General features: G+C 42.8%; 27 protein-coding genes. 6 read left to right on the plus strand and 21 right to left on the minus strand.

All coding sequences use genetic code 11. The annotated features are described in order from the left end of the window. Window positions 1-82: 82 nt before the first annotated feature. The 11 genes from flgL to flgB form a co-directional block, all read right to left on the minus strand. Entirely contained in the window at window positions 83-1,018 is a 936-nt protein-coding gene (gene flgL / locus PZ638_RS13280; protein WP_036957851.1) for a flagellar hook-associated protein FlgL, read from the minus strand. 28 nt (window positions 1,019-1,046) lie between these two features. Continuing rightward, complete coding sequence (gene flgK / locus PZ638_RS13285; protein WP_094961176.1) at window positions 1,047-2,690, minus strand: flagellar hook-associated protein FlgK; 1,644 nt, start codon at window positions 2,688-2,690, stop codon at window positions 1,047-1,049. Between the two features lie 141 nt (window positions 2,691-2,831). Next, entirely contained in the window at window positions 2,832-3,812 is a 981-nt protein-coding gene (gene flgJ, locus PZ638_RS13290; protein WP_110591521.1) for a flagellar assembly peptidoglycan hydrolase FlgJ, read from the minus strand. Continuing rightward, window positions 3,812-4,915 (minus strand): flagellar basal body P-ring protein FlgI, encoded by a 1,104-nt coding sequence (locus tag PZ638_RS13295; protein WP_004255651.1) that lies wholly within the window; start codon window positions 4,913-4,915, stop codon window positions 3,812-3,814. The genes flgJ and PZ638_RS13295 overlap by 1 nt, the downstream gene beginning before the upstream one ends. 35 nt (window positions 4,916-4,950) lie before the next feature. Then, the gene (locus PZ638_RS13300) at window positions 4,951-5,733 is read right to left on the minus strand and encodes a flagellar basal body L-ring protein FlgH (RefSeq protein WP_004255652.1); all 783 of its coding nucleotides are present in this window, start codon (window positions 5,731-5,733) and stop codon (window positions 4,951-4,953) included. Window positions 5,734-5,803: 70 nt separating this feature from the next. Then, window positions 5,804-6,586 (minus strand): flagellar basal-body rod protein FlgG, encoded by a 783-nt coding sequence (flgG, locus tag PZ638_RS13305; RefSeq protein ID WP_004255657.1) that lies wholly within the window; start codon window positions 6,584-6,586, stop codon window positions 5,804-5,806. A gap of 18 nt (window positions 6,587-6,604) precedes the next feature. Continuing rightward, complete coding sequence (locus PZ638_RS13310) at window positions 6,605-7,360, minus strand: flagellar basal body rod protein FlgF (RefSeq protein ID WP_004255659.1); 756 nt, start codon at window positions 7,358-7,360, stop codon at window positions 6,605-6,607. Window positions 7,361-7,375: 15 nt separating this feature from the next. Continuing rightward, window positions 7,376-8,596 carry a flagellar hook protein FlgE gene (flgE, locus tag PZ638_RS13315; RefSeq protein ID WP_094961173.1) on the minus strand — a complete coding sequence of 407 codons (1,221 nt, stop codon included), beginning with the start codon at window positions 8,594-8,596 and terminating at the stop codon, window positions 7,376-7,378. Window positions 8,597-8,623: 27 nt separating this feature from the next. After that, complete coding sequence (locus tag PZ638_RS13320; RefSeq protein WP_094961172.1) at window positions 8,624-9,481, minus strand: flagellar hook assembly protein FlgD; 858 nt, start codon at window positions 9,479-9,481, stop codon at window positions 8,624-8,626. Window positions 9,482-9,493: 12 nt separating this feature from the next. Next, window positions 9,494-9,898: a flagellar basal body rod protein FlgC gene (gene flgC, locus PZ638_RS13325; RefSeq protein WP_096864712.1), complete on the minus strand. Its 405-nt coding sequence runs from the start codon at window positions 9,896-9,898 to the stop codon at window positions 9,494-9,496. Between the two features lie 5 nt (window positions 9,899-9,903). Continuing rightward, entirely contained in the window at window positions 9,904-10,317 is a 414-nt protein-coding gene (flgB, locus tag PZ638_RS13330) for a flagellar basal body rod protein FlgB (RefSeq protein WP_004255669.1), read from the minus strand. 237 nt (window positions 10,318-10,554) lie between these two features. Here flgB and flgA point away from each other — a divergent pair, with 237 nt between their 5' ends. The 3 genes from flgA (at window position 10,555) to PZ638_RS13345 (ending at window position 12,302) form a co-directional block, all read left to right on the plus strand. After that, window positions 10,555-11,193, plus strand: coding sequence for a flagellar basal body P-ring formation chaperone FlgA (flgA, locus tag PZ638_RS13335; protein WP_136135233.1), 639 nt, complete (start codon window positions 10,555-10,557; stop codon window positions 11,191-11,193). Window positions 11,194-11,549: 356 nt separating this feature from the next. Further along, the gene (gene flgM, locus PZ638_RS13340) at window positions 11,550-11,852 is read left to right on the plus strand and encodes a flagellar biosynthesis anti-sigma factor FlgM (RefSeq protein ID WP_144141268.1); all 303 of its coding nucleotides are present in this window, start codon (window positions 11,550-11,552) and stop codon (window positions 11,850-11,852) included. A gap of 9 nt (window positions 11,853-11,861) precedes the next feature. After that, window positions 11,862-12,302: a flagella synthesis protein FlgN gene (locus tag PZ638_RS13345; protein ID WP_004255682.1), complete on the plus strand. Its 441-nt coding sequence runs from the start codon at window positions 11,862-11,864 to the stop codon at window positions 12,300-12,302. A 769-nt stretch (window positions 12,303-13,071) separates the two neighbouring features. Here the strand turns inward: PZ638_RS13345 and flhA are convergent. Beyond that, complete coding sequence (flhA, locus tag PZ638_RS13350) at window positions 13,072-15,171, minus strand: flagellar biosynthesis protein FlhA (protein ID WP_004255687.1); 2,100 nt, start codon at window positions 15,169-15,171, stop codon at window positions 13,072-13,074. After that, on the minus strand, window positions 15,164-16,315 hold the full coding sequence (gene flhB / locus PZ638_RS13355) for a flagellar biosynthesis protein FlhB (protein WP_140170721.1): 1,152 nt from the start codon (window positions 16,313-16,315) through the stop codon (window positions 15,164-15,166). The genes flhA and flhB overlap by 8 nt, the downstream gene beginning before the upstream one ends. Before the next feature lie 263 nt (window positions 16,316-16,578). On the opposite strand from flhB, the gene PZ638_RS13360 reads away from it, so the two are divergent. From PZ638_RS13360 to PZ638_RS13370, 3 genes are read left to right on the plus strand one after another with little or no spacing between them, the layout of a single operon-like run. Further along, window positions 16,579-16,806 carry a type II toxin-antitoxin system CcdA family antitoxin gene (locus PZ638_RS13360; protein WP_004255691.1) on the plus strand — a complete coding sequence of 76 codons (228 nt, stop codon included), beginning with the start codon at window positions 16,579-16,581 and terminating at the stop codon, window positions 16,804-16,806. Beyond that, window positions 16,806-17,114, plus strand: a complete 309-nt coding sequence (locus PZ638_RS13365) for a CcdB family protein (RefSeq protein WP_004255694.1) — start codon at window positions 16,806-16,808, stop codon at window positions 17,112-17,114. The genes PZ638_RS13360 and PZ638_RS13365 overlap by 1 nt, the downstream gene beginning before the upstream one ends. 15 nt (window positions 17,115-17,129) lie before the next feature. Further along, window positions 17,130-17,687 carry a hypothetical protein gene (locus tag PZ638_RS13370; RefSeq protein WP_210852622.1) on the plus strand — a complete coding sequence of 186 codons (558 nt, stop codon included), beginning with the start codon at window positions 17,130-17,132 and terminating at the stop codon, window positions 17,685-17,687. A 42-nt stretch (window positions 17,688-17,729) separates the two neighbouring features. Here PZ638_RS13370 and PZ638_RS13375 read toward each other — a convergent pair whose 3' ends face one another. The 8 genes from PZ638_RS13375 to cheW form a co-directional block, all read right to left on the minus strand. Then, a complete protein-coding gene (locus tag PZ638_RS13375) occupies window positions 17,730-18,047 on the minus strand; it encodes a helix-turn-helix transcriptional regulator (RefSeq protein WP_231136035.1) in 318 nt (105 codons plus the stop codon). An 86-nt stretch (window positions 18,048-18,133) separates the two neighbouring features. Beyond that, on the minus strand, window positions 18,134-18,772 hold the full coding sequence (locus tag PZ638_RS13380) for a protein phosphatase CheZ (protein ID WP_094961165.1): 639 nt from the start codon (window positions 18,770-18,772) through the stop codon (window positions 18,134-18,136). Window positions 18,773-18,796: 24 nt separating this feature from the next. After that, entirely contained in the window at window positions 18,797-19,189 is a 393-nt protein-coding gene (cheY, locus tag PZ638_RS13385) for a chemotaxis response regulator CheY (protein WP_004255705.1), read from the minus strand. Window positions 19,190-19,230: 41 nt separating this feature from the next. After that, a complete protein-coding gene (locus PZ638_RS13390; protein ID WP_094961164.1) occupies window positions 19,231-20,298 on the minus strand; it encodes a protein-glutamate methylesterase/protein-glutamine glutaminase in 1,068 nt (355 codons plus the stop codon). Continuing rightward, entirely contained in the window at window positions 20,298-21,134 is an 837-nt protein-coding gene (locus tag PZ638_RS13395; RefSeq protein WP_094961163.1) for a CheR family methyltransferase, read from the minus strand. The genes PZ638_RS13390 and PZ638_RS13395 overlap by 1 nt, the downstream gene beginning before the upstream one ends. Before the next feature lie 133 nt (window positions 21,135-21,267). Then, window positions 21,268-22,836 (minus strand): methyl-accepting chemotaxis protein, encoded by a 1,569-nt coding sequence (locus PZ638_RS13400; protein ID WP_275612122.1) that lies wholly within the window; start codon window positions 22,834-22,836, stop codon window positions 21,268-21,270. Between the two features lie 116 nt (window positions 22,837-22,952). Continuing rightward, window positions 22,953-24,638 carry a methyl-accepting chemotaxis protein gene (locus PZ638_RS13405; RefSeq protein WP_096864706.1) on the minus strand — a complete coding sequence of 562 codons (1,686 nt, stop codon included), beginning with the start codon at window positions 24,636-24,638 and terminating at the stop codon, window positions 22,953-22,955. Between the two features lie 104 nt (window positions 24,639-24,742). Beyond that, on the minus strand, window positions 24,743-25,240 hold the full coding sequence (gene cheW / locus PZ638_RS13410) for a chemotaxis protein CheW (RefSeq protein WP_004909833.1): 498 nt from the start codon (window positions 25,238-25,240) through the stop codon (window positions 24,743-24,745). Between the last annotated feature and the right edge of the window lie 10 nt (window positions 25,241-25,250).

Genomic DNA, 25,250 nt, shown 5'->3' on the forward strand with positions numbered 1-25,250 from the left:
GTCTAACATAGCATTTTTAAAGCTCAAAAAAACCGCGCTTGGATCACTCCAAAGCGCGGTGAGTAAAAAGAATATTAAATAATTAACGGCTGCCGAAAAGTGACATGCTGTTTAAGTCTTTAAAAATACTTTGTGAGGCTTCAAACATCGCTTTTTCTTTATAATAATCTGTGGTGGTGCCAGTCCAGTTAGTTTCTAACAACTCACTTTTGCGAGCCGCATTTTGAATCGAGCGCGTATCCGCTAAAAAATCTAATTTATCAATTTCTTGTAATTGTAAACCTTGCTTAGCTTCAATATTAGAAATTTGATCTAATGCGGACTTGATGGCTCGGTTCGCTTCACCTAACTCCGCTTGCGCTTGGTCTAAATCTGCTTGTGGCGCGCCTTGCAATGGCTTTTTCAGTGACTCGATACCGGTGTTCAGCGCTTTAAAAATATTGACCACATTATTGCTATCGGTTTCAAACACTTGTGCGCCCGTGAAATAAGTCGTCATCTCACGGTCACTCGCCACATTCTGCATAATCGCTTTATCGCCACCGTGATACAACACATCACCGTTAGCATCAATTTCAAAGGGTGGTTTATCTGATTTAAAACCTGCGAAAATATATCGACCATTCCCATCAGTCGAATTACCTAACGCCACTAATTGTTCTTTCAAACCCGTGAGTTGCTCAGCCAAAGTATTACGGTCTTTATCGCTTAAAGCACCTTGGTTTGATGCCTGAATAATGGTGGTATCAATTTGCGTCGTCACATCTGTCATCTGAGTCAAAATACTCATCTGCAGCGTCATTCCTGTTTTGGCAAACCCACGGCTGGCAACATACTGTTGATTTCGGTTCTCTGACTGGTTAATCCGCACCGCTTGCGAAGACGCTTGCGGGTCATCAGAAGGTTTGCTTACACGCTTACCAGAAGCTAATTGACTTCCTGCATCCATCCAACGCGCTTGAGCGCTATTCATATCTTGTAAGCGTTGGTGATAAATCATGTTGGTACTTAAACGCATCGCTAAATCCTTATCCTATCGCTAATATTTAGAATGCACGCATTAATGCGTTAAATAAATCATCCACCGTTTTTAATACTTGCGCATTGGCATTGAAAAACTGTTGGATTTTCTGCATCTGAATACTTTCTTCATTCATATTCACGCCCGAGATAGCTTGCTCTTGCTCATAGAAGCTCTCGGTCATTTTGTTCTGTGTTTCAGAATCAATTTGCGCTTGTTTAGTTTTACTGCCCACATCATTAACTAACGTCGCATAGAAATCAGAGAACGTAGAACTACCATCAATCAATTTTTCGTCTTGCAGTTTAACCAGTTGTTTAATGTTTTCATTATCACCTGGGCCACTGTCTTTACTTCCAGCCGCCGCAAAATCGGATGCATTGCTGACCAAGGTCTGCATACCGTTGATTACACCACTTACTGGTTTTACCAAGAATGAGTCACCTTTTGACATACCAGTACTGTTGCTGATTTTGATCTCTAAACCATCAAACTTCAGTGTACCTGCCGTATTTGAATCCACAGGAACATTAATACCTTCTGGCAAACGTGTGACATTCCATTCATTGCCGTCAAAGCGCATTTCGTAGTTATTACCTGTGACTTTAGACACATCGCTATAACTGAGATCAAAGTCTGCTTTACCACTATTATGAGTGTTGCTAACAACAGAGCCTTTACCAATTTCAAAGAAGTCTTTACCGGTGTTGCCGTTGGCATCGTACCCCTTGCTGTGCACTTCATTGAATTTGGTCGCAAAAACCAATGCTAATTTATTGAGTTTTTGATAAGCCGGGTCCATAACTTCTTGACGAGAACGCAAGATACCGCTGAGTTCCCCACCACGGAATGACTCATCAGGAATTTCCCGTGCTTGGCCATTCGCGCCCACAAAGCCAATGCTAAAACGGCTATCATCTTTAGAAGAAGGGACGGCTTCTAAGCGATTCGCTTTTTCACCCGTGACTAACGGTAAGCCATTGGCAAACGTCACGTTATAGTTTCCGTTTTGCTCAATAACCTTCACACCAACCAATGAGTTAACTTCATTGACCAAACGGTCACGCACATCTAATAAGTCGTTAGGCTCAGAACCACTCACAGAACGGATCCGAGAAATTTGTTGGTTTAAACCCGCAATTTTTTCAGCGTAAATATTGATATCTTTCACTTTATTTTCTATCTGGTGATTAATATCCCGTTCCATTTCCTGCAAACGACGATCCGCTTCTTTAAACTGGCCTAATAATGCATTTGAGTTTCCTAAGAAAACGTCAATCAAGGTTTTGTCACTTGCATCGCTGGAGGCAGCGTCTAACGCGGTGAAGAAGCTACCGATATTACTTGAAATATCTTCAATATCATTAGTAAGCAAATCATCAACTTTATTGCAGTTCTTAACGTATGCCTCATAGTCACCGCTACGTGCGCGGGATTGGCTGTACTGCGCATTGATAAATTCATCAAACTCACGGCGAACATGGCTGAAATAAGTGCCGTTACCAAAATAGCCATTAGGTGTCATCGTACCGGGATTCTCCCCGAAAACAGCACTTTGGCGATGATAGTAACCCACACCTGCGTTAGCTAAGTTGTTAGAAATAACACTTAACCCGCCTTGTGCAGCGTTCACACCACTGAGCGCATTATTCATTACATTGTTCAGCATAAGCTTTTCCTGTTCTGGATGCTTATCGCCATCATTGGCTGACACAATGAAAGCGATAGCAACGCAAATTATTTAGAGCATATTTGGTTATCGGAAATTCAGCGTAATTATTTAGTCCAAACGCGCAATAATTCCGGATTTTTAGAAAATATCGTTTAAGTCTATGGTATATGCCTGAACAGCCCTTGATGCAGAGGTATTCGCCGCGGGTTGATGACCGCGTATCTGGTTAATCAAGGTGATTAGTTTGTCCGAATAGCCTGGGTCTGTGGCATACCCGGCTTGATGTAAACGGCGCGCAGCAATCTCTGGTGTCGGCGCTTTTTTGACGTCTTTGTAACGCGGGTTTTCCGTCAATAAATTGATATAATCGGCAATCGCCTCTTCATAAGAGCCATAAACGCGAAAATCATCCCGCATTTTGATGGTTTTTCCGTTGATCACTTCTGTTGTCATAATATTCGTGACGGGCCCTTGCCAGTTTTTTCCCGCTTTTATACCAAACAGGTTATGGCTGGTTTTTCCATCTGATTTCAGAATTTCTCGCTGGCCCCAACCACTTTCTAATGCCGCTTGTGCCAATAGCAGAAAATGAGAAATACCACTGTTTTGGCTTGCCGCTTTTGCAGGTTCAATTAAACGGCTAATAAAATTACTGCTATTAAGCGATAACGCTTTGATTTTTTGGAATGGTGCCGATAATGCATCGCCCATTGGTGCAAAATGGCGCATCATTTGTTCCATATTAAATGGCGGTAATGATTGCACTGTTTTTTCATCTAACGGCAACAGGCTATTGGATGTGGGCCCACTTGACGTGTGTTGGTCTCGTGTAAGCTGCTGGTACATCATTTCCCCGAAACCTAAACCTTTTTGCGACAGGTCCTGGGCGATTTGCTGGTCATACATACTGGTGAGCATGCGTGTTTGGTCGCTGGAAAATAAGCCATCTTGTGGGAGTGCGTCACGCATACTTTTTAACATCAATTGAACGAATGTTGCCTCAAGTTGCTGCGTGACATGGCGCAGCCCTTGCTCCGAATTCTTATTCAGTTCACCTTTTAACTGTCCCAGTGACTGTAAATCAAATGCGGCACCTTGCAATAGCTGCATGTCACTCATTAGATGATCTCCAGTTTTGCACGTAAACAACCCGCACTTTCCATCGCTTGCAGTATCGACATCAAGTCGTTTGGCGTTGCACCGAGTGTATTTAGGGCTTGAATAACTTGGTTTAATTGCACACTTGCGTTGACTTTTTGGAGTGCCCCACCCTGATCACGTACCCCAACATTCGTATTACGAGTGACTACGGTTTGCCCACCTGCAAATGGGGTGTCCGGTTGGCTCACTTGAGTTTGTCTTTCGACTGTGACCGCTAAACTGCCATGTGCAACAGCACAGCTGTCTAGTGTTACACTGCGGTTAATCACCACAGAACCGGTGCGTGAATTGAGGATCACTTTCGCTTCAGCCACTGGCGCACGTACATTAAGCTCCTGTACCCGTGCTAAAAAGCGCACTTGGTCGCGATTATTGGCAGGAACCAGTAATTGCACTGTCCGAGAATCTAACGCAGACGCCGTCCCCATACCGCCCATACGGTTAATTGCATCCGCAATATCTTGTGCCAATGTGAAGCTATCTTCGTTTAATTGCAGGTTAATTGCCCCGTTTTGCCCGAAACTGCTCGGTAATTCGCGTTCAATAGTTGCTCCACCGGTAATACGGCCGCCATTGAGTTGATTAACCTTAATACTACTGCCGCCGCCACTGGCTCCCGCACCACCCACTAAGATGTTACCTTGAGCCATCGCATAGATTTGTCCATCAACCCCTTTTAAGGGAGTCATCAACAACGTACCGCCACGTAAGCTTTTCGCGTTACCCATTGAGGAAACCACAATATCCACGGACTGCCCAGTACGCGCAAAAGGCGGCAATTTCGCGGTGACCATGACCGCCGCCACATTTTTTAATTGCATATTGGTACCCGGCGGCACCGTAATCCCCATTTGCGACAGCATGTTATTCAAACTTTGAGTGGTAAATGGAGTTTGCATGGTTTGGTCACCTGTCCCATCTAGGCCCACAACTAAACCATAGCCAATCAAGGCGTTATCTCGCACACCTTGAACGGTGGTTAAATCTTTAATACGCTCACTGTATGCTGAATAAGTGAAGCAAAAAAATAGTGATAGCAAAATTAATACTTTGTTTTTCATTGAATTATCTCGGCTGTTTTCTCGCTAATGTTTAATTAATAAGGCGAAACATTTAAGAAAAAGCGTTGTAGCCATCCCATGTTTTGCGATTCGTTAATATAGCCGTCACCCACATATTCAATGCGTGCATCAGCGACTTGTGTCGAACTCACATGATTGTCTGAACCGATAGTGCGCGGGTTAACCACCCCAGAGAAACGAATCGACTCAGTACCTTGGTTTATCGCGATGCGTTTCTCACCAACCACATGTAAATTACCGTTCGCCAATAATTGGTCGACTGTGACAGTGATGGTGCCTTTAAAGGTGTTGTTGGCATTGGCACCGCCTTTGCCGCTAAAGTCACTGTTACCTTTAATATCTAATTCTGTGTTTTTACCGCCAATCCACCCTTGCATGAAACCCGGTAATATCGCAGCTAAGAAACCTGTTTTCCCACTACGGTTGGCATTCGCTGAGGAGTTTTTGCTCGCACTCACGTTTTCTTGCAAGTTAATGGTTAAAATATCACCAACATTACGAGGGCGCCGGTCTTCAAATAATGGCTGATAGCCATAATAAGCAGGTTGAGCGCTTTGAAATATCGAGCCATTGGGTGCTGGTGCTGTCGGTGCTGTTGGGATTGCCGTGGTTTGTGTGTCCACTAATGGACGCGATTTGATTTGTGCACAACCGCTGGTAACTAAGACCAAAATGGCAAGTAACCCTGCCTGTTTAGGCGCTATGAAACGCGTTAGTAACGCTGCTTTTTGCTGTTGAGAAATCGTGCCGCTTTCAATCATCATGTTACTCTTTTGCTGCTGTGTACGTTTTATCATCACGAAGAGATCCCTCTCATTGATAACTCATCACTATCGCAACGAGTTATTTTTACGTATTTTTTACCCATTACAATTGCGTTAAGCGCTGTAACATTTGGTCAGAAGCGGATACCGCCTTACTGTTGATTTCATAAGCACGCTGAGTTTGGATCATGTTGACCAACTCCTCTGCCACATTGACGTTAGAGGTTTCTAACATGTTTTGATAAAGTAAACCGGCGCCATTGGTCCCCGGTGCGCTCTCATTTGGTGCGCCGGAACTTGCGGTTTCCATATACAGGTTTTCACCCATACTTTCCAAACCAGCATCATTAATGAAGGTAGTTAATGTAATTTGGCCAATTTGCTGTGGTTGGTTATCGCCATAGACGGTAATCGTCACGGTGCCATCGCGCGCAATCGACAAGCTATTCGCGTTATCGGGGATCATAATCGCAGGAACGATTTGGTAACCACTTGAGGTCACTAACTGGCCATCTTGGTTTGGCTGCAATGCCCCATCACGGGTGTAAGCATCCGTACCATCAGGCATTTGCACATGTAAAAAACCTTGGCCTCGGATAGCGATATCGTTGGTATTTCCCGTTTTATTTAATGCGCCTTGCGCATGAATACGCATGGTGGCAACAGGACGTGAACCTGTTCCCATTTGTAAACCGGATGGTAACGAAGTTTGTTCTGAACTCATGGCACCCGGCTGGCGAATATTTTGGTACATTAAATCTTCAAAAACAGCACGTTGGCGCTTGAAGCCATTGGTACTAACGTTGGCTAAGTTATTAGAAATAACATCAAGGTTAGTTTGTTGAGCATCAAGCCCTGTTTTAGCAATCCATAATGAGCGGATCATAATAATTCCTTACTGTATTTAGCTAACCGCGAGCAGTTGATTGGCGCGTTGTGCATTTTCATCAGCACTGCGGACAACTTTCATTTGCATTTCAAAGTGCCTTGCATTGGCAATCATCGAAACCATGGCTTCTGCGGCATTGACATTACTGCCCTCAATCACCCCAGCAGTGACAATGCCTCGTTCGCTTTGTGGCAAAGCATTGCCATTTGCCGCTTGCCCTTGTGGTGATAAATGAAACAAACCGTCTTCGCCACGGATCAAGTCTTGCGGCTGTGCTTCAACCACTTTCAAGCGCCCAATTTGCCCTAACATAGTCGGGGGGTCAGTCGCCAAAAGCGCAGTAACGGTACCGTCAGCGCCAATAGTTAACTCCGCATTTGGCGGAACGTTAATCGGCCCGCCATCACCTTGTAAGCGGCGCTCACCAATAACAAGCTCACCTTCACTAGACACTTGAATGTTACCGTTACGGGTATAAGCTTCTGTGCCATCCGCTAATTCAACAGCCAAAAAATGCTTATCATTTAACGCAACATCGGTTTGCTTACCCGTATAATTGAGTGGCCCTTGGCTCATATCAGCGCCGGGAGTAGATGCCACCACCAGCGTTCTGGTTTGCTCGCTGTCACCATGTATCGGCACGGCACGCATTGCGGACAATTGCGCTTTAAAGCCTGCGGTTGACACATTGGCAATGTTATTTGAAACAATCGCTTGGTTTTCCAGCGCATGACGCGCTCCTCCCATCGCGGTATAAATGACGTGATCCATGGCCACCCTCTTGTTTTATCGTAAGTTAACCAGCGTCTGTAACATCTGATCTTGTGTCTTGATGGTTTGCGCGTTTGATTGGTAATTACGCTGCATCACAATCATGCTAATTAACTCTTGGCTCATATCCACGTTAGAAGACTCCAACGCACCGCTGGTTAATTTACCGAACTGACCGACACCCGGAACGCCGTCCATCGGGTTACCTGACGCATTAGAAGAGGCCCAAACGTTGCCACCTTGGGATACCAGACCATTTGGATTTGCGAAAGCAGATAATGCCACTTGACCAACCACACGTTTTTGTTGGTTAGAATAGTTAGCGGTAATTAAGCCGTTATCTTCAATTTTGAAGGTGGTGTATTCACCGGCTGGATAACCGTCAACATCAATTGCACTAACAGAAGACTCGCTGACCTTTTGTTGACGAGTCTTACTTAAATCAACGTTTAATATTCCATTATCAGCGCCATTTAACCCGTTATACGCAAAAGCAAATGTGGCTTTATCTGCGTCTTTTAACTTACCATTACCATCAAACTCTAGTTCACCCAGTTTTTTAGCTTCAGTTTCGTTAGCGTCTTTCGCATAAGCGGTCCATTTGTTATCTGACTCTTTAACAAAGTACACTGAAATTTCATGGGTATTACCTTGACTATCGAAAGCGGTCATTGTGGTGCTAAAGTTATACGTTGCTGAATCATCAGGCTTTGTGATGTCAAATTTCTTATCTTTAACTTTATCTTCAGAATTAAGGTTTATCGTCAGTTTCGCTAACTCAGATTTTTTCGCATCCATCATATCCGTTGGGATATTCAAGCCTTCAGGTACACCACCACTTTGGATGGTAACATTGCCTTTTTCATCAACACTCGCAGGGTAACCTGTGACTACCATCCCTTGGTTATTGACTAAATTACCGCTTTTATCGCGTAAGAATTGACCATCACGGCTGTAGTAAGTATCACCGTTTTGGTCTTGTACACGGAAAAAACCATTTCCGGAGATGGCAACGTCTGTCGCTCTATCCGTACGTGTGATTGGGCCATCTTTAAAATTTTGTGTCACCGCGGCCACATTAACGCCTAGGCCAACACCTGAACCTGCAAACATATCTGCAAATGAGGTCGTCGCCCCTTTAAAACCATTTGTTGCGGAGTTGGCAATATTATTACCAATTGAATCAAGCCCCGCTGAGGCTGCATTTAAGCCACTGACTGCTTGTGAAAAAGACATATTTTCTCCATGAGTATTGGGGGTAAATTAAGAAGATGGATAAACTTTGAAAATGCTGCTCAGCGGGACGCTTTGCCCAATGCCAACATCAAGTAATGGTGCGTCAGCTCCAGGAGTCACACCGTTAACACGGGTATACCCCAGTTTGGTCACTTCGATTTCAGCTCCTGAACTAACAGCTTTCACATCAAAGTAATATTTTCCTGTTGTATCGGTGACTAAGTTCCCGTTGTTATCACGGCCATCCCATGCCATATCATAGATATCGGGTTTAACTTCCGTATCATAGGTAATGGTTCGCACAACCATTCGGTTTTTATCGCGAATGGTAATTTCAACGTTGTCCGCCAATTTCGGCAAAAAGAAGCCAAACGGCGAGGAAATATATTCAGATTGCGGCTCTTCAGTGCCCTCTTCACCTTCAATGGCATCTTTGTTACTTAATCCAAACATTGAAGGGCTATTTGGGCTGATGCCTTCGTCTGGAAGCGGGTTTGATGGCTTAATCACATTGCTGTCTTCACCTGTGCTCGCTTTTTTGAGCGGCGCTAAGATGATTTCATTGCGCGGAATAAGCACACCTTTACCAACCAGCTGAGTGGCTTGCAATGACTGACCTGAACCAATTTGTTGGGAAATACCACTCACGCTATCACTGAGTTTATTCATACTCTCAAGTGTCGCTATTTGCGCCAATTGGCTGGTTAAATCCGTATTTTCCATTGGTTTTGTTGGGTCTTGGTTTTGCATTTGTGTGACAATCATTTTTAAAAAAGTGTCACGCATATCGTCACTTTGACTTTTCTTTGGCACATTACTCGCAGCTGGCTGAGGGCCCGCAGTCGTATTATCCAAAGAGTCGTACATTGTGGCTGCAACTCCCATGAAAATGCTCCCTTACTGGCCTATAGTCAGTGTCTTTTGCAACAATGTTTTTGCTGTATTCATCACTTCTAAGTTAGCTTGATAGCTACGAGAGGCTGAAATGGTATTGATCATTTCACCAACCATGTCGACATTTGGCATTTGCACATAGCCTTTTTCATTCGCTGACGGGTGACCGGGCTTATATTCCATACGGGGTGGCGTAGGGTCTTCTATCAGCTCACTCACACGCACGCCTCCCACTTCGTGACGCCCTTGTGGTGCCATTTGAAAAACAACTTGTTTTGCGCGATATGGTTGGCCATCTGGCCCCACGATACTTTCTGCGTTGGCCATATTGCTCGCACTGACATTCAAACGTTGAGATTGCGCAGTCAATGCCGATGCGGAGATATCAAAAATACTTAGTAAAGCCATGGCAATTACCCTTGCTGTAAGACAGCCAACATACTTTTGACGCGGCTATTGATAAATGTAAGGTCGGCCTGATATTTCAGGGTGTTATCTGCGAATTGGCTACGTTCAATGTCCATATCTACCGTATTACCATCCATTGAGGTTTGGTAAGGAACACGATATTTCAGGTCAATATTTGGCGCTTTGCCCCCTCGGCCTTCAATATGCCCTTTCGAAGTGACAGCAAGAGTCACACCTTTTCCCCCTACCACACCTTTATCCATGGCTTGTTGAAGTTGACGATTAAAGTCAATATCACGTGCTTGGTAGCCGGGTGTGTCGGCATTAGCAATGTTTGAAGCTAATACAGTCTGCCTTGCTTCGCGTATTGACAAAGCCTGTTGCTGGAAAGCAAACGTGGCGTTTAATTTATCAATCATAGTGGTCCTCAATGGAGATAACGCGATCCCTGAATTTGAACGTTCGCGAGTAAAAATTAAAATTCGACCCGCATATCTTAGCGGCCTACTAAAAAATCTAATGGCGGGATAAAGGCAAAATAATTGACCTATTTGGCTCATTCATTATTACGCAGCTGCGTAAACTGCAATTGTGAAAAAGTTTGCTTACTGGGGGGATAAAACGGGATGTATTACACTAAAAAATTGCCTTTATATATGGTAATCAGTTTGTTAGGTCTTACTCCAGCGCTTTCTCAAGCGTCATTACCCCAAGATATTAACCATTATTTTCGCCAAATTCATGGCAAGAAAACCCACGTTTCAATCGAAATCAAAACACCAATTGAACGTTGGCCTATTTGCGAGAAGCCACAAATCAACCCACCTATTGGCGGGCGTAATATGGGAAATGTGTCCCTTCCTGTGCAATGTGGTAAAAAAAAGCAATTTATTCAGCTAACAGTGAATGTGACAGGCCAGTATTACGTGGCAACACGCAATATAAATAGAGGGGAACCCATACAATTTGTTGATATCGGAACCAAAAAAGGCTTATTGCATAAACTCCCCGCAGGCGCAAGTACAGACAAAATTGCACTTCGCGGAGCAATAGCTCTACGTAATATTCCAGCAGGTCAAACATTCACAAAATCAATGATAAGGCAGCCTTGGGCAATAAAAGCAGGGCAAACTGTATTTGTATTCGCTAGTGGTGATAATTTTTCAGTGAAATACGAAGGAAGAGCAATAAATAATGCTACTGCCGGCCAAAATACCCGCGTACGATTGTTAAATGGGCAAGTTGTAAATGGGGAAGCGCTAGAAAATGGCAGCGTTCAAGTGGCATTAAAATAAAGCGCCCCCCGCTTGTACTCTAAATAATTCGAGTGGCAGCTAGGCAACAAGTGAAGAGAGGCCGATGAGCATACATAAGTATGTGATTCGGCGAGCTGAGCGCAGTCAACAACGCTGCAACTTGAAGCATCACGAGTATATACTCTAAATAATTCGAGTGGCAGCTAGGCGACAAGTGAAGAGAGGCCGATGAGCATACATAAGTATGTAATTCGGCGAGCTGAGCGCAGTCAACAACGCTGCAACTTGAAGTATGACGAGTAGTGCAATATTTTGTAACACTATATACACTAAAGATTCATAAACATAAGCCGATAACTGACATATGAAAAAAATCGGAAATAGGAAAATACATTATGGCTATTGAGCAAACATCTGCAATTTCTGCACTGACTCAGGTGACAAACCGCGACCCACAAGATGCGGCTGCCCCGATGCGGGACAAAAAAGTGTCCACTAATGAAGTCGTTAAAGAAAGTTCTTTTGCTCCTAGTGAGCTACAAAAAAAATTATTGCAACCTCAAGCAAGTGATATTAATAGTGCTAAAGTTGAACAAATTAAACAAGCAATCAAAGATGGCACCCTAACAATGGATGCTGAAAAAATTGCTGATGGCATTTTGCGCGATGCTCATGAATGCATGTTATCAATGAAATAAATAACCACTATGACTGACGAATTACTGATATTACTTGAGCAACAACTCGCTCATTTGCAATCATTACAAATAGTGATGAAAAATGAAGAGCTATTACTAGGTTATCACCGTGTGCCGCCTTCGCCTTTTCAAGAAACCACTGAGCAAAAACGGTTTTTAGTTGCTGCTATCGGCCATGGTGAAACAAACCGCTTAGCGTTAGAAGCACAAGCTGAAATCAGCGCACCTTATGAAGGAAATAATGCACTAACGGGTGTATGGGAAGCCATTAAAAGCTTAACAACTGAGCTAAAAGAGCTGAATTATCGTAATCACCAAATGCTGCAACTGCATATTGAGCTGAATGCTCAGCGCCTAAACTTTGTGAAAAAACATAATAACCAATCCACTTATGGTGCTGATGGTTTAGAGTCAAAGCGCCCTGCATTAGGTAAGAAAATTTCAATTTAAGGTGTGTTTTGCCTAATTCACAACCCTCTCCTTTCATACTGAGGCTCGTCAGGCAGCTCACTCAATAGAATTACTAAAATACAGACAAAGTTGCTGCTGCAATCTCTTTTTTTCATATTCCTCTTGATGGTAGATTAGGTAAATTTCATCGTCTTAACTAAAATAAATTTATCAAAGGGATAGGATATGTTTAGGCCACCACCTATAAATATAAACTCACGTATTTTGGACATTAGCATTGAACGTTTTTTAACTACCGAACCATATTCAAAACTACAGATCTAAATGAATTTGATAGTTCAATAATTAAGAGTGCCCCTAATGATATAGCTTCAACATTAAGTCGACTAAAGTTAGAATATCGCCATTTAATTGACTTACTTGGCTGGCTATCTAGCGATATGCAATCCTATTACCTAAATAGCTTTACTCATAAAGATCTAGTTCAGCTTATCCACATAGATGGATTAACCGCATTTAAACTCGCATCAAGTACAAAAAAGATAGCTTTGAGTAAAATTGGACGAAAGCACAATTTGAAAAAAGTCCTGCGTGATGGGCAATCTGTCTTACTAACGGATAAAGGCAGAATTGTAGGGCGTTTTTTAGTCAGTTAAATACAAAGAGGCCGCTCTTAAAAGAGCGGCCTCTTCATACTTTCTTTGCGCTTTGACGAGCATTCAAATACACACCTTAGGTATAAGAACAATTTAGCTTCAAAGCGACTACATATTTATCCTACACAACCATATAACTAAAAGCAAGATGATTAACTACCACTAATCATCGACGTCATTCTTATCTTACGGTGGTCCGTCATTTCTAAATTCGACATGACCACCAGCTGCGGCAGACTGCGCCGCAAGAAACGCGATAAAATCAAGCGTAATCCATGGTTAACTAACAGCACTGTAGGCGCGCCCATCGCTTCTTGGTGAGCTACAGCTTGCTCCGCTTGAGTTTGAATAAACTGCGCCAAGTTCGGCTCTAACCCACCGCCGTTCTTCGCGGCTTGCAGCAAAATCTGCTCAAGGCTAGCCTCTAAACCAATCACTTGAATTTCTTCTGCATTACCAAACCACTGCTGTGTAATTGCTCGCCCTAATGCAATGCGCACTTGGGATGTTAAGTAATCGGTATCTTTGTTTTCCCCATTTTCTCCTGCCATTTCAGCCAAGGTTTCAATGATGGTACGCATATCGCGGATCACCACATCTTCCATTAATAAGTTTTGTAAAACGCGGTGCAAAATCGTTAATGAAATCGTATCTGGGATCAGGTCATCTGCCAATTTTGGCATCTCTTTTTTCACGCGGTCATACAACATTTGGGCTTCTTGGCGGCCAAATAAGGTGCTGGAGTTTTGCAGTAAAATTTGATTAAAGTGAGTAGCCACTGCAGTACTCGCGGATACCACGGTATACCCCTGGATTTGTGCTTGCTCACGCAAATCATCATCAATCCAAATGGCGGGTAAACCAAATGCTGGCTCTTTAGTGACATCCCCTTGTAACGACCCAGCCGCATTACCTGGGTCAATAGCCAGACTACGCCCTGGCTGTGCTTCCCCCCGCCCAACTTCCGCGCCTTTAATTAGAATTCGGTATTCACAAGGGGAAAGCGCTAAGTTATCGCAGATATGCACCACGGGTGGCAAATACCCCACTTCTTGAGCAAATTTCTTACGTAAACCACGTAGTCGCCCTAATAATTCACCTTGCTGGTCATTATCGACTAATGGGATCAACCGATACCCCACTTCCATCGCCAACAAGTCTTCTAGTTGAACGTCATCCCACGTGGCTTCAACCACTTTATTGGCTTCTTGAAAATGCTGAGATTGGCTATTATCCCCCGCACTACTTTCGGGTTGTTGGGATTTGCGGACTAAATACCAACCAAGGGCAGCCAGTGCCGCGGTAAACAGTAAAAATACAAAGTTAGGCATACCCGGTATTAAACCGATTAAACCTAGAACCCCAGCGCTCAACCACATCACTCTTGGGTTATTGAATAATTGAGTGACCATTTGTTCACCCACATCTTCATCTGTTGCCACACGAGTGACAATAACCCCAGCAGCGGTGGAAATAATCAAAGCTGGAATTTGCGCGACAAGCCCATCACCAATAGTCAGCAAGGTATAGGCACTGGTGGCATCTCCCAAAGACATATTATGCTGGCCTACACCAACGATTAACCCGCCAACCACGTTGATCACCATAATCATGATCCCCGCGATAGCATCTCCTCGCACGAATTTACTCGCACCATCCATCGAACCATAGAAATCCGCTTCTTGCGTAACCTCCGCGCGGCGTTTTTTCGCTTCATCATCATTAATGATACCCGCGTTCAAGTCGGCATCGATGGCCATTTGCTTACCTGGCATGCCATCTAACACAAAGCGAGCGCCCACTTCCGCGATACGCCCCGCCCCCTTAGTGATAACCATAAAGTTAATCAGCACAAGAATAATGAATACCACAATACCGATGGCGAAGTTGCCGCCCACCAAAAAGTGACCAAAGGCTTCGACAACTCGCCCAGCAGCATCTGGCCCTGTATGGCCATCTAACAGGATAATTCGCGTCGAGGCGATATTCAAAGAGAGGCGCAATAAAGTTGCAAATAGCAAAATGGTAGGAAATGCCGCAAAATCTAATGTGCGTTTTGTGAACATCGCCACTAATAACACCATAATGGAAAGTGCAATATTAAAGGTAAACAGTAAATCCAATAAAAAAGCCGGTAATGGCAATACCATCATCGACAGGATCATTAATATCAGAACCGGGCCGGCCAGTATTTGCCACTGCGTTCCTTGTAAATTTTTCGGCAATTTTAATAATGAAGCCAAATTAGCCATCTCGATTGTTATCTCCAGCAAAGTCCAGCGTCGGTGGCACTGGTAAATTTTTCGGTTTTTTTGGTCTGAGCCCACCTTCTCGGCGCCAGCGGCGCAACTGGTAAACCCATGCTAAAACTTCTGCAACTGCCGCATATAGTGCAACAGGAATGCTTTGGCCTATCTCCGCATGGCGGTATAGCGCACGAGCAAGAGGCGGTGCTTCTAACTGTAATATTCGGTGCTCTTCACCAATTTCTTTGATGCGCTGAGCTAATACACCTGCACCTTTCGCTAATACTTTGGGTGCCCCCATTTTTTTGTCGTCATATTTAAGGGCGACCGCATAATGTGTTGGGTTAGTGACGATAACATCTGCATTCGGAACATCCGCCATCATTCGGTTACGCGCAATCGCACGCTGCTGTTGGCGAATTTTGGCTTTAATCTGCGGGTCACCCTCTTGCTGCTTGAATTCATCTTTAATTTCCTGACGGCTCATGCGTAATTTTTTCAAATGGGAACGAAACTGATAGAAAACATCAAAAGCCACCATTGGGATAAGCAAAAATACGATTAAATATCCCGCAAAAATCACTTTTTGCAGTGCATTACTTAGCGCCGTAACGGGTGATTCCATCACTAAATGCAGTAACGATGGCCAACTTTGCCAAAGAAAAATAAACGCGCCCAAACCAACAAATAAGGATTTCAAAATCGCTTTAAATAACTCAGATAAGGCATTCATCGAAAAAATACGTTTTAGCCCTTTGATTGGATTTAACTTTTTCAAATCAAATTTAATCAACTTGCTATTAAAAACGAGCCCACCGACTAATGATGATGCAGAAATGCCAACCAAAGCTAACCCGCCAATGACTGGTAATAAGGCAAATAACGCCTCACTGACCACACGCCCTAAGTAACTGATCATCAAGCCTGTATTTTGTAAATAGTGGCCATCAAAAATAAAACCCTGACGAGTAATTTGCCGCAATTGTGCTGCGAGGTGTCCACCACTTAGCCATAGCAAGCTCACGCCTGCTAACATCATCATTAGCGAGCTAAGTTCTTTTGAACGAACGATTTGCCCATCATCTTTGGCTTTTTGCTTTTTATGGGGCGTGGGCTCTTCGGTTTTTTCTACATCACTCTCGTCGGACACCGCGGTTCCAAAATGTAATGAAAATACGAGTTATCGCTATAGCATGACAGAGTGTAAAAAAATCAATGATGGAAAATAGACGCAGTTCAAGGGGGTTATTTGGCTATTGAACAATAAGGCGGCAACTTTGCGAAGGGTTTCGCAAATAATCGCAATAAATTAAAGATACTCTGATAATGGCAATATTTGTTGATAAAATCCCTATCGTGATCGATGAGCTGTGCTAAAGTACACGTGTCATAACACGTGTATAAGGGGCATCTATGAATAGAACAAAAAAAACCGTCAGTGTCACTGTCGCGCCTGAACTCTACGAACAAGCAAGGCGGGCTAAACTTAACTTATCAGCAATACTGGCTTGTGCCTTACAAGCTGAATTAAAACGCCTCGAAGCGCAAAAATGGAAAAATGACAATGTCGAAGGCTTTAATGAGTTAAACAGGATAAATGAAGAATATGGATTACTCTCAGATAAATACAAGGATTTTTAATGCAATATTGCCTCTATCAAAACCGAGAAGATACGGTCAAATACCCATATTTACTGGATATTCAAAGTAACATTATTGATATATTGAATACTCGTTTAGTCATCCCGTTATTCGATAGCAGGCTAGTTAAAAAGCCATTACCTGTACGCTTAAATCCACAATTATCAATCAACGGGCAGGTTTTTATTTTAATGACTCACCAAATGGCTTGCGTCCCTCATTCATTATTAGGGAAAGAAATCGTTGACTTAAGTAGCCAGCGAGACACCATTAAACACGCAATTGACTTACTGATTGATGGCTTTTAACAATGAAGGGTTATTATGGATACTTGCCACCTTGTTGCCCCAGATATCACTTTAGAAGATGCCCCAAAAGAAGCCTTACGTATGCTTAATTGGCTAAAACATCAAGGTATTATCGACCCTGACTTTCAAAGTATCGAGTATGGTGAAGTAATTTATCGTCCTACGCCTGCTCACAAAGAACCCATTTTGTACGTAATTAATGATGAAATCGTCCCAACTCAACTTCCTGAAGATACGCTAAAAAACTACCTGTCTATCGTGACAGAACGAACAGTTTTTCATGCAGGGGGAAATGGCCTTGGTATTTATTGCCCACAATGTAATCAGGAACAAAGTGAGCATAGCCATGCATGGAGTGATACTGTTACGGATTGGTATGAAGGAAAACCAGAAAATCTCGCTTGTTTTTATTGCGATTTTCATGGCTCACTTAATGAATGGCAGTTTGACCCTCAATGGGCATTCGGCAATTTAGGTTTTAGTTTTCATAATTGGGATATACGCGATAATTTTATCGAGGAATTTGAGCAAATACTTGGTAGTAAAATCATTGCTGTTTATCAACATGATTAGCAATTAAATTGTTCAGCTGAATATTCATAGGCTCTATATAATTCAAGGTTTAGAGGAAAAATCCAAGGTAATCCGCATCCCCACCGCTTCTGCATATTTTAATAATGTGCCTAATTTTGGGTCGAACTGCGCTTTTTCCAAACGGGACACGTTCTGCTTCTGAGTTTGCATTTTTTCCGCAATTTGAATTTGGGTTAAATTATTGGCTAAACGTGCTTTTTTGAGTTGATTGATTAACGCCTGTCTCATCTGTAATTCAGTAGAGCACTCATTAATATCTCCATCATTTTCTTGAACTATTTCTTTTTGTTCTTTTTTTTCTTTAATAACAAAAGCAGAAATTAAATCGTTATTTATCATTGCAATCCTCCCCTTGTAACGCAAATACAATAAAACTACCCTAACCCTATGTAATTAGAGTAGTTAAATTAAAAACTTGTCGGCGATTAGAAGCCCAGCTCATCAAGCAAATCATCAACTTGAGACTGTGATGCCATCACATTCACGCCTTCTTTATTGATTTGTGGGCCATTGAGCAAACTTTCGTTTTGCGTTTTCGCACGCATTTCAGGTGGTGTATTTTCCATTAACAGTGCGAGCAGTTGCTTTTCAGCTTCTTCAACCACTTCCATCATTTTTTTGATGACTTGCCCTGTTAAATCTTGGAAATCTTGCGCCATCATGATTTCTAACAGCTCTGCTTTGGTGGTTTCGCTGTCTTGGATCACTTGCCCTAAAAAAGCTTCTGTTGACTCACGCAATTGTGCAGGAACCCCATCTCCAGCGGTTTCTTGCCACTGCTGTTGCAATACCTGCGCATTTTTATTCATTTCCACTTGCAGTGGTTTGATGACATCAATACCATTTAAGGTTTTTTCTGCCGCTTGCGCCGTCATTTGGGCGATATAACGCAGCCTATCTTTTCCGTCTGGAATACTCGCCACTGCCTGTTGAACGCTTTTTTCTAGCCCCAATTCGCGCATACTTTCACGCAGCGTTCTCATTAGCGTACCAATGCGCGTAATGACTTGTTTTAAATCATCATTACCATTGCGAATACCTTCCATACCCACTTGCTCAGTCATGAAAACCTCCTTTGGCACGCACTGTTATTGCAGCCCCATTTTTTCAAATACTTTATTCAGTTTTTCTTCTAAGATAGCGGCAGTGAACGGCTTAACGACATAACCACTCGCACCCGCTTGTGCAGCGGCAATAATATTTTCTTTTTTCGCTTCTGCTGTCACCATTAATACGGGGATATGCTTCAAAGCATCATCACCACGAATGGTTTTAAGCAGCTCAAGGCCATCCATGTTTGGCATATTCCAGTCAGCAACAACAAAATCGATGCTACCTGTACGGATTTTTTCTAATGCATCAACACCGTCTTCTGCTTCTTCTATTTTGTTAAATCCGAGCTCTTTTAATAAGTTACGGACGATACGTCGCATTGTAGAAAAATCATCGACAACCAAAAAACTGAGATCTTTAGCGGCCATAACCACTCCTTCAAAATACAATTGTGAATTCCTGTCTCGGTTTAAACCGTGACAGAAGAAAGTCTTGCTAAAACACTTGGGGCAATCTTGAGAATATCTTGCACCTCATCCGCAGCCCCCAATTCAATCGCCGCGCGAGGCATTCCAAACACCACGCAACTACTTTCGTTTTGTGCGTAAGTGATAGCCCCTTGCTTACGTAAATTTAATAGCCCTTTCGCGCCATCCATCCCCATCCCTGTCAATAAAATGCCAATACATTTTCGCCCAACACATTGAGCTACTGAATCAAACAACACATCAACAGAAGGACGATGCCGGTTAACAGGTTCGCTTTGCTGCAAAATAACTTGAAATCCCTTGCCTTTATCCGCAATCAACATGTGCGAATCGCCTGGGGCAATATATGCATGGCCTTTTTGTAATAGTTCGTTGTGTTCAGCTTCTTTTACGGTCAATACACAGAGCTTATTTAAGCGATCAGCAAAAGAACGCGTAAAACCCGCTGGCATATGCTGAGTGATCACTACCGGAGGGCATTCATGAGGTAACATTTCCAGAAATTGCCGTATTGCCTCCGTTCCTCCGGTCGATGCGCCAACCGCAATCACACGGCTATTGCAAACATAGGGAGAGAGTGCTTTCGCTTGAGAAACTGGCTCATTAACCTTTTTGTCAGGGCGGGCAAAGCGGCTGCGCTGAGTAATTTTAGACATGGCTGCTGCGCGAATTTTCTCACCAATAATATCTCGATAACTCATCATGGTTTCACGAATACCAATTTGTGGTTTCGTGACAAAATCCACAGCACCTAATTCCAGCGCTTTTAACGTCACTTCCGAACCTTTCGACGTTAATGTTGAAACCATTACCACAGGCATTGGATGCAAGCGCATTAGTTTTTCTAAGAAATCAATACCATCCATTCGCGGCATTTCCACGTCTAACGTGATCACGTCCGGTTCATGTTGTTTGATTAAGTCACGTGCAACATAAGGGTCTGGTGCAGTATCAACCACAATCATGTCTTCGTGACTATTAATAATTTCGCGCATTAATTGGCGCATCAATGCTGAGTCATCCACACATAGCACTTTAATCTTTTTCATTACCCCCTCCTCGCCGCTTGCAAGCTGTAGACGGTTTGCCCTTTAATAACGAAACTTTGTGATAACTGCGATAAATTTTCGGAATGCCCGATAAACAGTAATCCGTCTGGCTTAAGCAATGGAGCAAAACGCTCTAGCATTTTTATCTGCATCTCTTTATCAAAATAAATCATGACATTACGACAAAAAATCGCATCAAACCGATGTTGCATCTGCCAGTCATGGTCACTCAAGTTTAAGTAACGAAATTCAATCATTTGGCGCAATGCAGGTTTGACTCGTGCATAACCGTCAAATTCACCAACCCCTTTCATGAAATAACGTTGTCGCTGTAATGCCGTTAATGATTTCAGCTCTTCTACGCGGTATACGCCTTGTTTCGCTTTTTCTAGCACTTCCGTGTCAATGTCACTGGCAATCACTTTGGCATTGATGGCATTCGGCCCAAGCACATCACTTAATGTCATTGCTATCGAATACGGCTCTTCTCCCGTTGAAGATGCGGCACACCAAATATTAATGGCACTATTTTTACGCGTACGAACAAAGTCCGCTAACGTCACAAAATGGTGCGGTTCACGAAAAAACGCAGTTAAATTTGTCGTCAAAGCATTCACGAAAGCTTGCCATTCTGCATGGTGAGGCTCACGCTCTAACATCCGCAAATAATCGGAAAAATTGTCGATATTACAATCACGTAACCGCTTTAACAGCCGGTTATAGACCATATTTTTTTTATTCATGGTGAGGACAATGCCTGATTTTTTATGAATAAATCGACAAACCCGACCAAACTCATCATCAGTCAGTGGTTCTACCTGTGGTACAAAAAGCATCGTACTTGTCGTCCTATTCAATAAAAACCCAGAGGCAGCCAGTTATTTGGCTGCCTTTTAGGATGGATAACCTAAGGAAAAATAACCTGTTACGGTTATCCACCGAAAATTCAGAAACGAATTTTCACAACACTTAACGCCGATTACGATTTAAATGACTTTCGGGTAATTCAAAGAATGCAACCGTATCAACTAAGTTGTTTGCTTGGTCTTCTAACGCCGCCGTCGCACTGGTCGATTGTTCCACTAATGCCGCATTTTGTTGTGTCACTAAATCCATTTGGCTTACCGCTGTGGCGACTTGCTCAATACCACGACTTTGTTCATTGGAAGCAGAAGCAATGTTGCCCATTAATTCAGTAACTTGGTTAACAGCTGCAACTAACTCACTCATAGTTTCCCCCGCTTCATTAACAAGCTGAGAACCTTGGCTCACTCTACCGACAGACTCATCAATCAAGGTTTTAATTTCTTTTGCCGCTTCCGCACTGCGCTGAGCTAGCGCTCTAACTTCACCAGCAACCACAGAAAATCCGCGCCCCTGTTCACCTGCTCGAGCGGCTTCAACGGCAGCATTCAATGCTAAGATATTGGTTTGGAAAGCAATCCCATCAATCACACTAATAATGGCACTGATTTTTTCTGAGCTATTAGAAATGGAAGTCATGGTGTCAATCACGTCTTCGGTGATCTCTCCACCTTTCGTTGCGGTTTTCGATGCACTAACAGCAAGTTCACTGGCTTGACGTGCGTTATCCGCATTTTGCTTAACGGTTGCTGTCAACTCTTCCATACTAGCCGCAGTTTCTTCGAGTGATGCTGCTTGCTGCTCAGTACGTGAAGATAAGTTATTATTACCTAAAGCAATTTCACGAATACCGGTATACATTTGGTCAGTATTTGAACGCAAGGCGGTCACTGAAGTCACTAAAGACTCCTGCATATCCTTTAGTTTGCCAAATACCTCACCGATTTCATCACGGGTCGTCACTTCAATTTTCTGATTGAGTTTACCATCAGCCACTAATGCAAAGTGCTCTCCCATACTCTTCAGTGGGTTAATTACTTTACGTTTCATCCAATAATGAGCAAATGCAATAACCGCGATGATAATGACGATCACTGAGCAAAATGAACTCCAAGCGAAGGTGTTATACATTCTTGCTACCGCAAGAGATTCGTCGCTTTCAGCATTCAGTAATTCAAGGTATTCCTCAACAACTTGCTCCAACTGATCCTGGTTTTCTTGAGCAGGAAGTTCAATATAGGCTGCAATATCGTTATTATCTAAATGTGTTTTTAATGCTTTGAGTGTTAAGACAAATGCTTGATACCGAGCCTCTAAAGCCGCAAGATTTTCTTTCTCACTTAAAAGAGGCTGGTTTTTAAACATAGTGTAGTCTTTCTCAGCTTCTGCGAGTAATTTGTCAAAAGTCACTCTTGTTTCTTCAATCAATGGTTCATTACCACCGACTTTATGCAGCAATGCAATTTGCGTTAGGCTATTGCGTGCTTGCATTAGGTGTTTATTGGTTTCTTCAAGCATCGAACGCTTATCAGACCCCAAATCAATGCGCTCTAAGGATTTTAATTCGCTTACAACAATCCCAACAGAAACCCCGCTAGACACAATCTGCATCCCACAAAATAAAATGAGAAGAAGATATAAACTCACCGAAATCCGGATATTTTTACCAAACATAGAAATCCCCACTTGTGCCAGCTAAGAGAACTGAACCTCTGAAACATTGCCTTGTTTTCTAATGCGCAGGAACGCTGCAAAACCGTAGCTTTGCAGCGCGAAACTGAGCTTAACCTTTAGAAAGTTTCCCAATTGTCATCATCTTTATGTTCTTTCGATGATAGTTTTGTCAGATCCGGTGTTTTAACGATATTTGAAACCGTTCTTGCTGCCGGCTGAATATTGCGTATTTCACTTTGTTTTAATGGTGGTAAACGGAAGATAGAAATCAGTTGCGACAGTTTTGCCACTTGCTCTTCCAATACATTGGCTGCAACCGCGGATTGCTCAACCAGCGACGCATTTTGCTGCGTAACTTTGTCCATTTCAGCGACAGCAATACTGACTTGTGCAATTCCTTTGCTTTGCTCGTCTGATGCGGTCGCAATATGCGTCATAATGTCAGTAACACGTGTAACAGATTCAACAATCTTGGTCATTGTTTCGCCTGCATCTTCAGCTTGGCGAGCGCCTGTCCCAGTTCTTGACACCGAATCTTCAATTAACGTTTTAATCTCTTTAGCGGCATCAGCGCTGCGCTGTGCCAAATTACGCACTTCATCAGCAACAACGGCAAAACCGCGACCATGCTCACCTGCCCTTGCCGCTTCAACTGCCGCATTAAGCGCTAAGATGTTAGTTTGAAAAGCGATGCTATCGATAACTGCAGTAATATCAGAGATTTTCTGTGAGCTATCCGCAATATTCAGCATGGTGCTAACGACATTGGATACCACTTTGCCGCCTTCTTTTGCTATCACTGACGCTTGGTTTGCAAATTCACTCGCTTGGTGAGCGTATTCGGTATTTTGTTTAACAGTGGCAGTCAGTTCACTCATACTGGCTGAAGTTTCTTCTAAGCAAGCGACTTGTTGCTCAGTTCGTGCTGACAAGTCATTGTTACCTGCTGCAATTTCGGTTGTACCTTGGTAAATAGTTTCGCTACCATCTAGCACACCTCGAACCGTATTAATCAGCTCTTGTTGCATGTGTTGAACACCATTGGCCAATTCACCAATTTCATTCTTGGCAATTGTTGTCACATTCGGTGTTAAATCCCCTGAAGCAAAGACTTTAATACGTTCAATTAAGATACCGAGTGGCTCGATAATACCTTTACGAACATAGCGATAACTGAAGAAACCAATCAAAGCGAGTAAGATAGATAACGTCACCAACATGTATAATGATTGGCGATAGTTATTATCTGCATTGACGACTTCGGCCTGGAAATCAGCAGATATATCCGCAAAATAAGCGTTAAATTGCTCTTCAAATTTCACTTGGTGCCCTGAGGTTCTGTGTGCATAAAAACCTTCAAGGTCACCCTTTTCAGCGAATTCACTTAGCTTGATTAACGCATCACGATAGGTTTCATAGGTACTAAACAGCTTTTCAAATTTGGCTTTATCATAATCTGAACTTTGCATCAGCTTGTTATAACGTGCGTAAGCGTCATCCGCTGATTTAAAGTTACGTTTAGCGGCTTTAATCAAGTCTTCTGTCGTTGCATCGTCTTGAATTTTACGACCTTCGAGCAAATAGGCATTGATAGAGCGGTTTAAGTTCGCCCGGGCTTGTAACAAATTAACCCAACTTTCTGTTAATACTTGTCTTTGGCGTTGTAAGGAATTCAAATAACTAATGCTGTCGCTGTTATCGCCCAGTTTGGTAAACATCAACCCACTGGATACCAGTTGCAGCAAAATAAAGATAAAAATGACGGACAAAAGTCCCGATACGATTTTAATTCGACTGTACATGACATTTTACTAACATAATTTTGTTGTATTTTGGATATCGGTCATCCAACCAAAAACTTTAGTTAATGACTTATTATTATTTGAACAATCATTGGGGCTGAGAATTACTCAGCCATGCTGTCAATCAGCGCCATTTCATCGCTAGTTAATAATTTTTCGATATCGACTAAAATCAACATACGGTCATTTAATGTTCCGAGCCCTGTCAGATATTGGGTCGATAATGTCACCGCAAAATCAGGTGGTGGCGCAATTTGCTCTTCATTCAAGACCAGCACATCCGAAACCCCATCGACGACAATACCGACAACGCGATCTTTTAAATTCACCACAATAACGACCGTGTTATCGTTATACACTACGTTTTCATGGGAAAACTTCACCCGTAAATCAATAATTGGAATGATGACTCCACGTAAATTAGTCACACCTTTGATAAAATCAGGGGTATTCGCGATACGAGTCACTTGTTCATAGCCACGAATTTCCTGCACTTTTAAGATTTCAATGCCATACTCTTCTTCACCCAAGGTAAAAATGAGGTAGCCTTCGCCGTTTTTTTCTTCTTCGTGTTTATTTAAATCATCATCTAACATAGACATGGTATATGGC

The sequence above is a fragment of the Providencia hangzhouensis genome (assembly GCF_029193595.2).
GTDB lineage: Bacteria > Pseudomonadota > Gammaproteobacteria > Enterobacterales > Enterobacteriaceae > Providencia > Providencia hangzhouensis.

Bases quoted from the DNA above. Each gene is read 5' to 3' on its own strand.
- flgL (WP_036957851.1), bottom strand. From the start codon at position 1,018: ATGCGTTTAAGTACCAACATGATTTATCACCAACGCTTACAAGATATG.
- flgK (WP_094961176.1), bottom strand. From the start codon at position 2,690: ATGCTGAACAATGTAATGAATAATGCGCTCAGTGGTGTGAACGCTGCA.
- flgJ (WP_110591521.1), bottom strand. From the start codon at position 3,812: ATGAGTGACATGCAGCTATTGCAAGGTGCCGCATTTGATTTACAGTCA.
- PZ638_RS13295 (WP_004255651.1), bottom strand. From the start codon at position 4,915: ATGAAAAACAAAGTATTAATTTTGCTATCACTATTTTTTTGCTTCACT.
- PZ638_RS13300 (WP_004255652.1), bottom strand. From the start codon at position 5,733: ATGATAAAACGTACACAGCAGCAAAAGAGTAACATGATGATTGAAAGC.
- flgG (WP_004255657.1), bottom strand. From the start codon at position 6,586: ATGATCCGCTCATTATGGATTGCTAAAACAGGGCTTGATGCTCAACAA.
- PZ638_RS13310 (WP_004255659.1), bottom strand. From the start codon at position 7,360: ATGGATCACGTCATTTATACCGCGATGGGAGGAGCGCGTCATGCGCTG.
- flgE (WP_094961173.1), bottom strand. From the start codon at position 8,596: ATGTCTTTTTCACAAGCAGTCAGTGGCTTAAATGCAGCCTCAGCGGGG.
- PZ638_RS13320 (WP_094961172.1), bottom strand. From the start codon at position 9,481: ATGGGAGTTGCAGCCACAATGTACGACTCTTTGGATAATACGACTGCG.
- flgC (WP_096864712.1), bottom strand. From the start codon at position 9,898: ATGGCTTTACTAAGTATTTTTGATATCTCCGCATCGGCATTGACTGCG.
- flgB (WP_004255669.1), bottom strand. From the start codon at position 10,317: ATGATTGATAAATTAAACGCCACGTTTGCTTTCCAGCAACAGGCTTTG.
- flgA (WP_136135233.1), top strand. From the start codon at position 10,555: ATGGTAATCAGTTTGTTAGGTCTTACTCCAGCGCTTTCTCAAGCGTCA.
- flgM (WP_144141268.1), top strand. From the start codon at position 11,550: ATGGCTATTGAGCAAACATCTGCAATTTCTGCACTGACTCAGGTGACA.
- PZ638_RS13345 (WP_004255682.1), top strand. From the start codon at position 11,862: ATGACTGACGAATTACTGATATTACTTGAGCAACAACTCGCTCATTTG.
- flhA (WP_004255687.1), bottom strand. From the start codon at position 15,171: ATGGCTAATTTGGCTTCATTATTAAAATTGCCGAAAAATTTACAAGGA.
- PZ638_RS13360 (WP_004255691.1), top strand. From the start codon at position 16,579: ATGAATAGAACAAAAAAAACCGTCAGTGTCACTGTCGCGCCTGAACTC.
- PZ638_RS13365 (WP_004255694.1), top strand. From the start codon at position 16,806: ATGCAATATTGCCTCTATCAAAACCGAGAAGATACGGTCAAATACCCA.
- PZ638_RS13370 (WP_210852622.1), top strand. From the start codon at position 17,130: ATGGATACTTGCCACCTTGTTGCCCCAGATATCACTTTAGAAGATGCC.
- PZ638_RS13375 (WP_231136035.1), bottom strand. From the start codon at position 18,047: ATGATAAATAACGATTTAATTTCTGCTTTTGTTATTAAAGAAAAAAAA.
- PZ638_RS13380 (WP_094961165.1), bottom strand. From the start codon at position 18,772: ATGACTGAGCAAGTGGGTATGGAAGGTATTCGCAATGGTAATGATGAT.
- cheY (WP_004255705.1), bottom strand. From the start codon at position 19,189: ATGGCCGCTAAAGATCTCAGTTTTTTGGTTGTCGATGATTTTTCTACA.
- PZ638_RS13390 (WP_094961164.1), bottom strand. From the start codon at position 20,298: ATGAAAAAGATTAAAGTGCTATGTGTGGATGACTCAGCATTGATGCGC.
- PZ638_RS13395 (WP_094961163.1), bottom strand. From the start codon at position 21,134: ATGCTTTTTGTACCACAGGTAGAACCACTGACTGATGATGAGTTTGGT.
- PZ638_RS13400 (WP_275612122.1), bottom strand. From the start codon at position 22,836: ATGTTTGGTAAAAATATCCGGATTTCGGTGAGTTTATATCTTCTTCTC.
- PZ638_RS13405 (WP_096864706.1), bottom strand. From the start codon at position 24,638: ATGTACAGTCGAATTAAAATCGTATCGGGACTTTTGTCCGTCATTTTT.
- cheW (WP_004909833.1), bottom strand. From the start codon at position 25,240: ATGTCTATGTTAGATGATGATTTAAATAAACACGAAGAAGAAAAAAAC.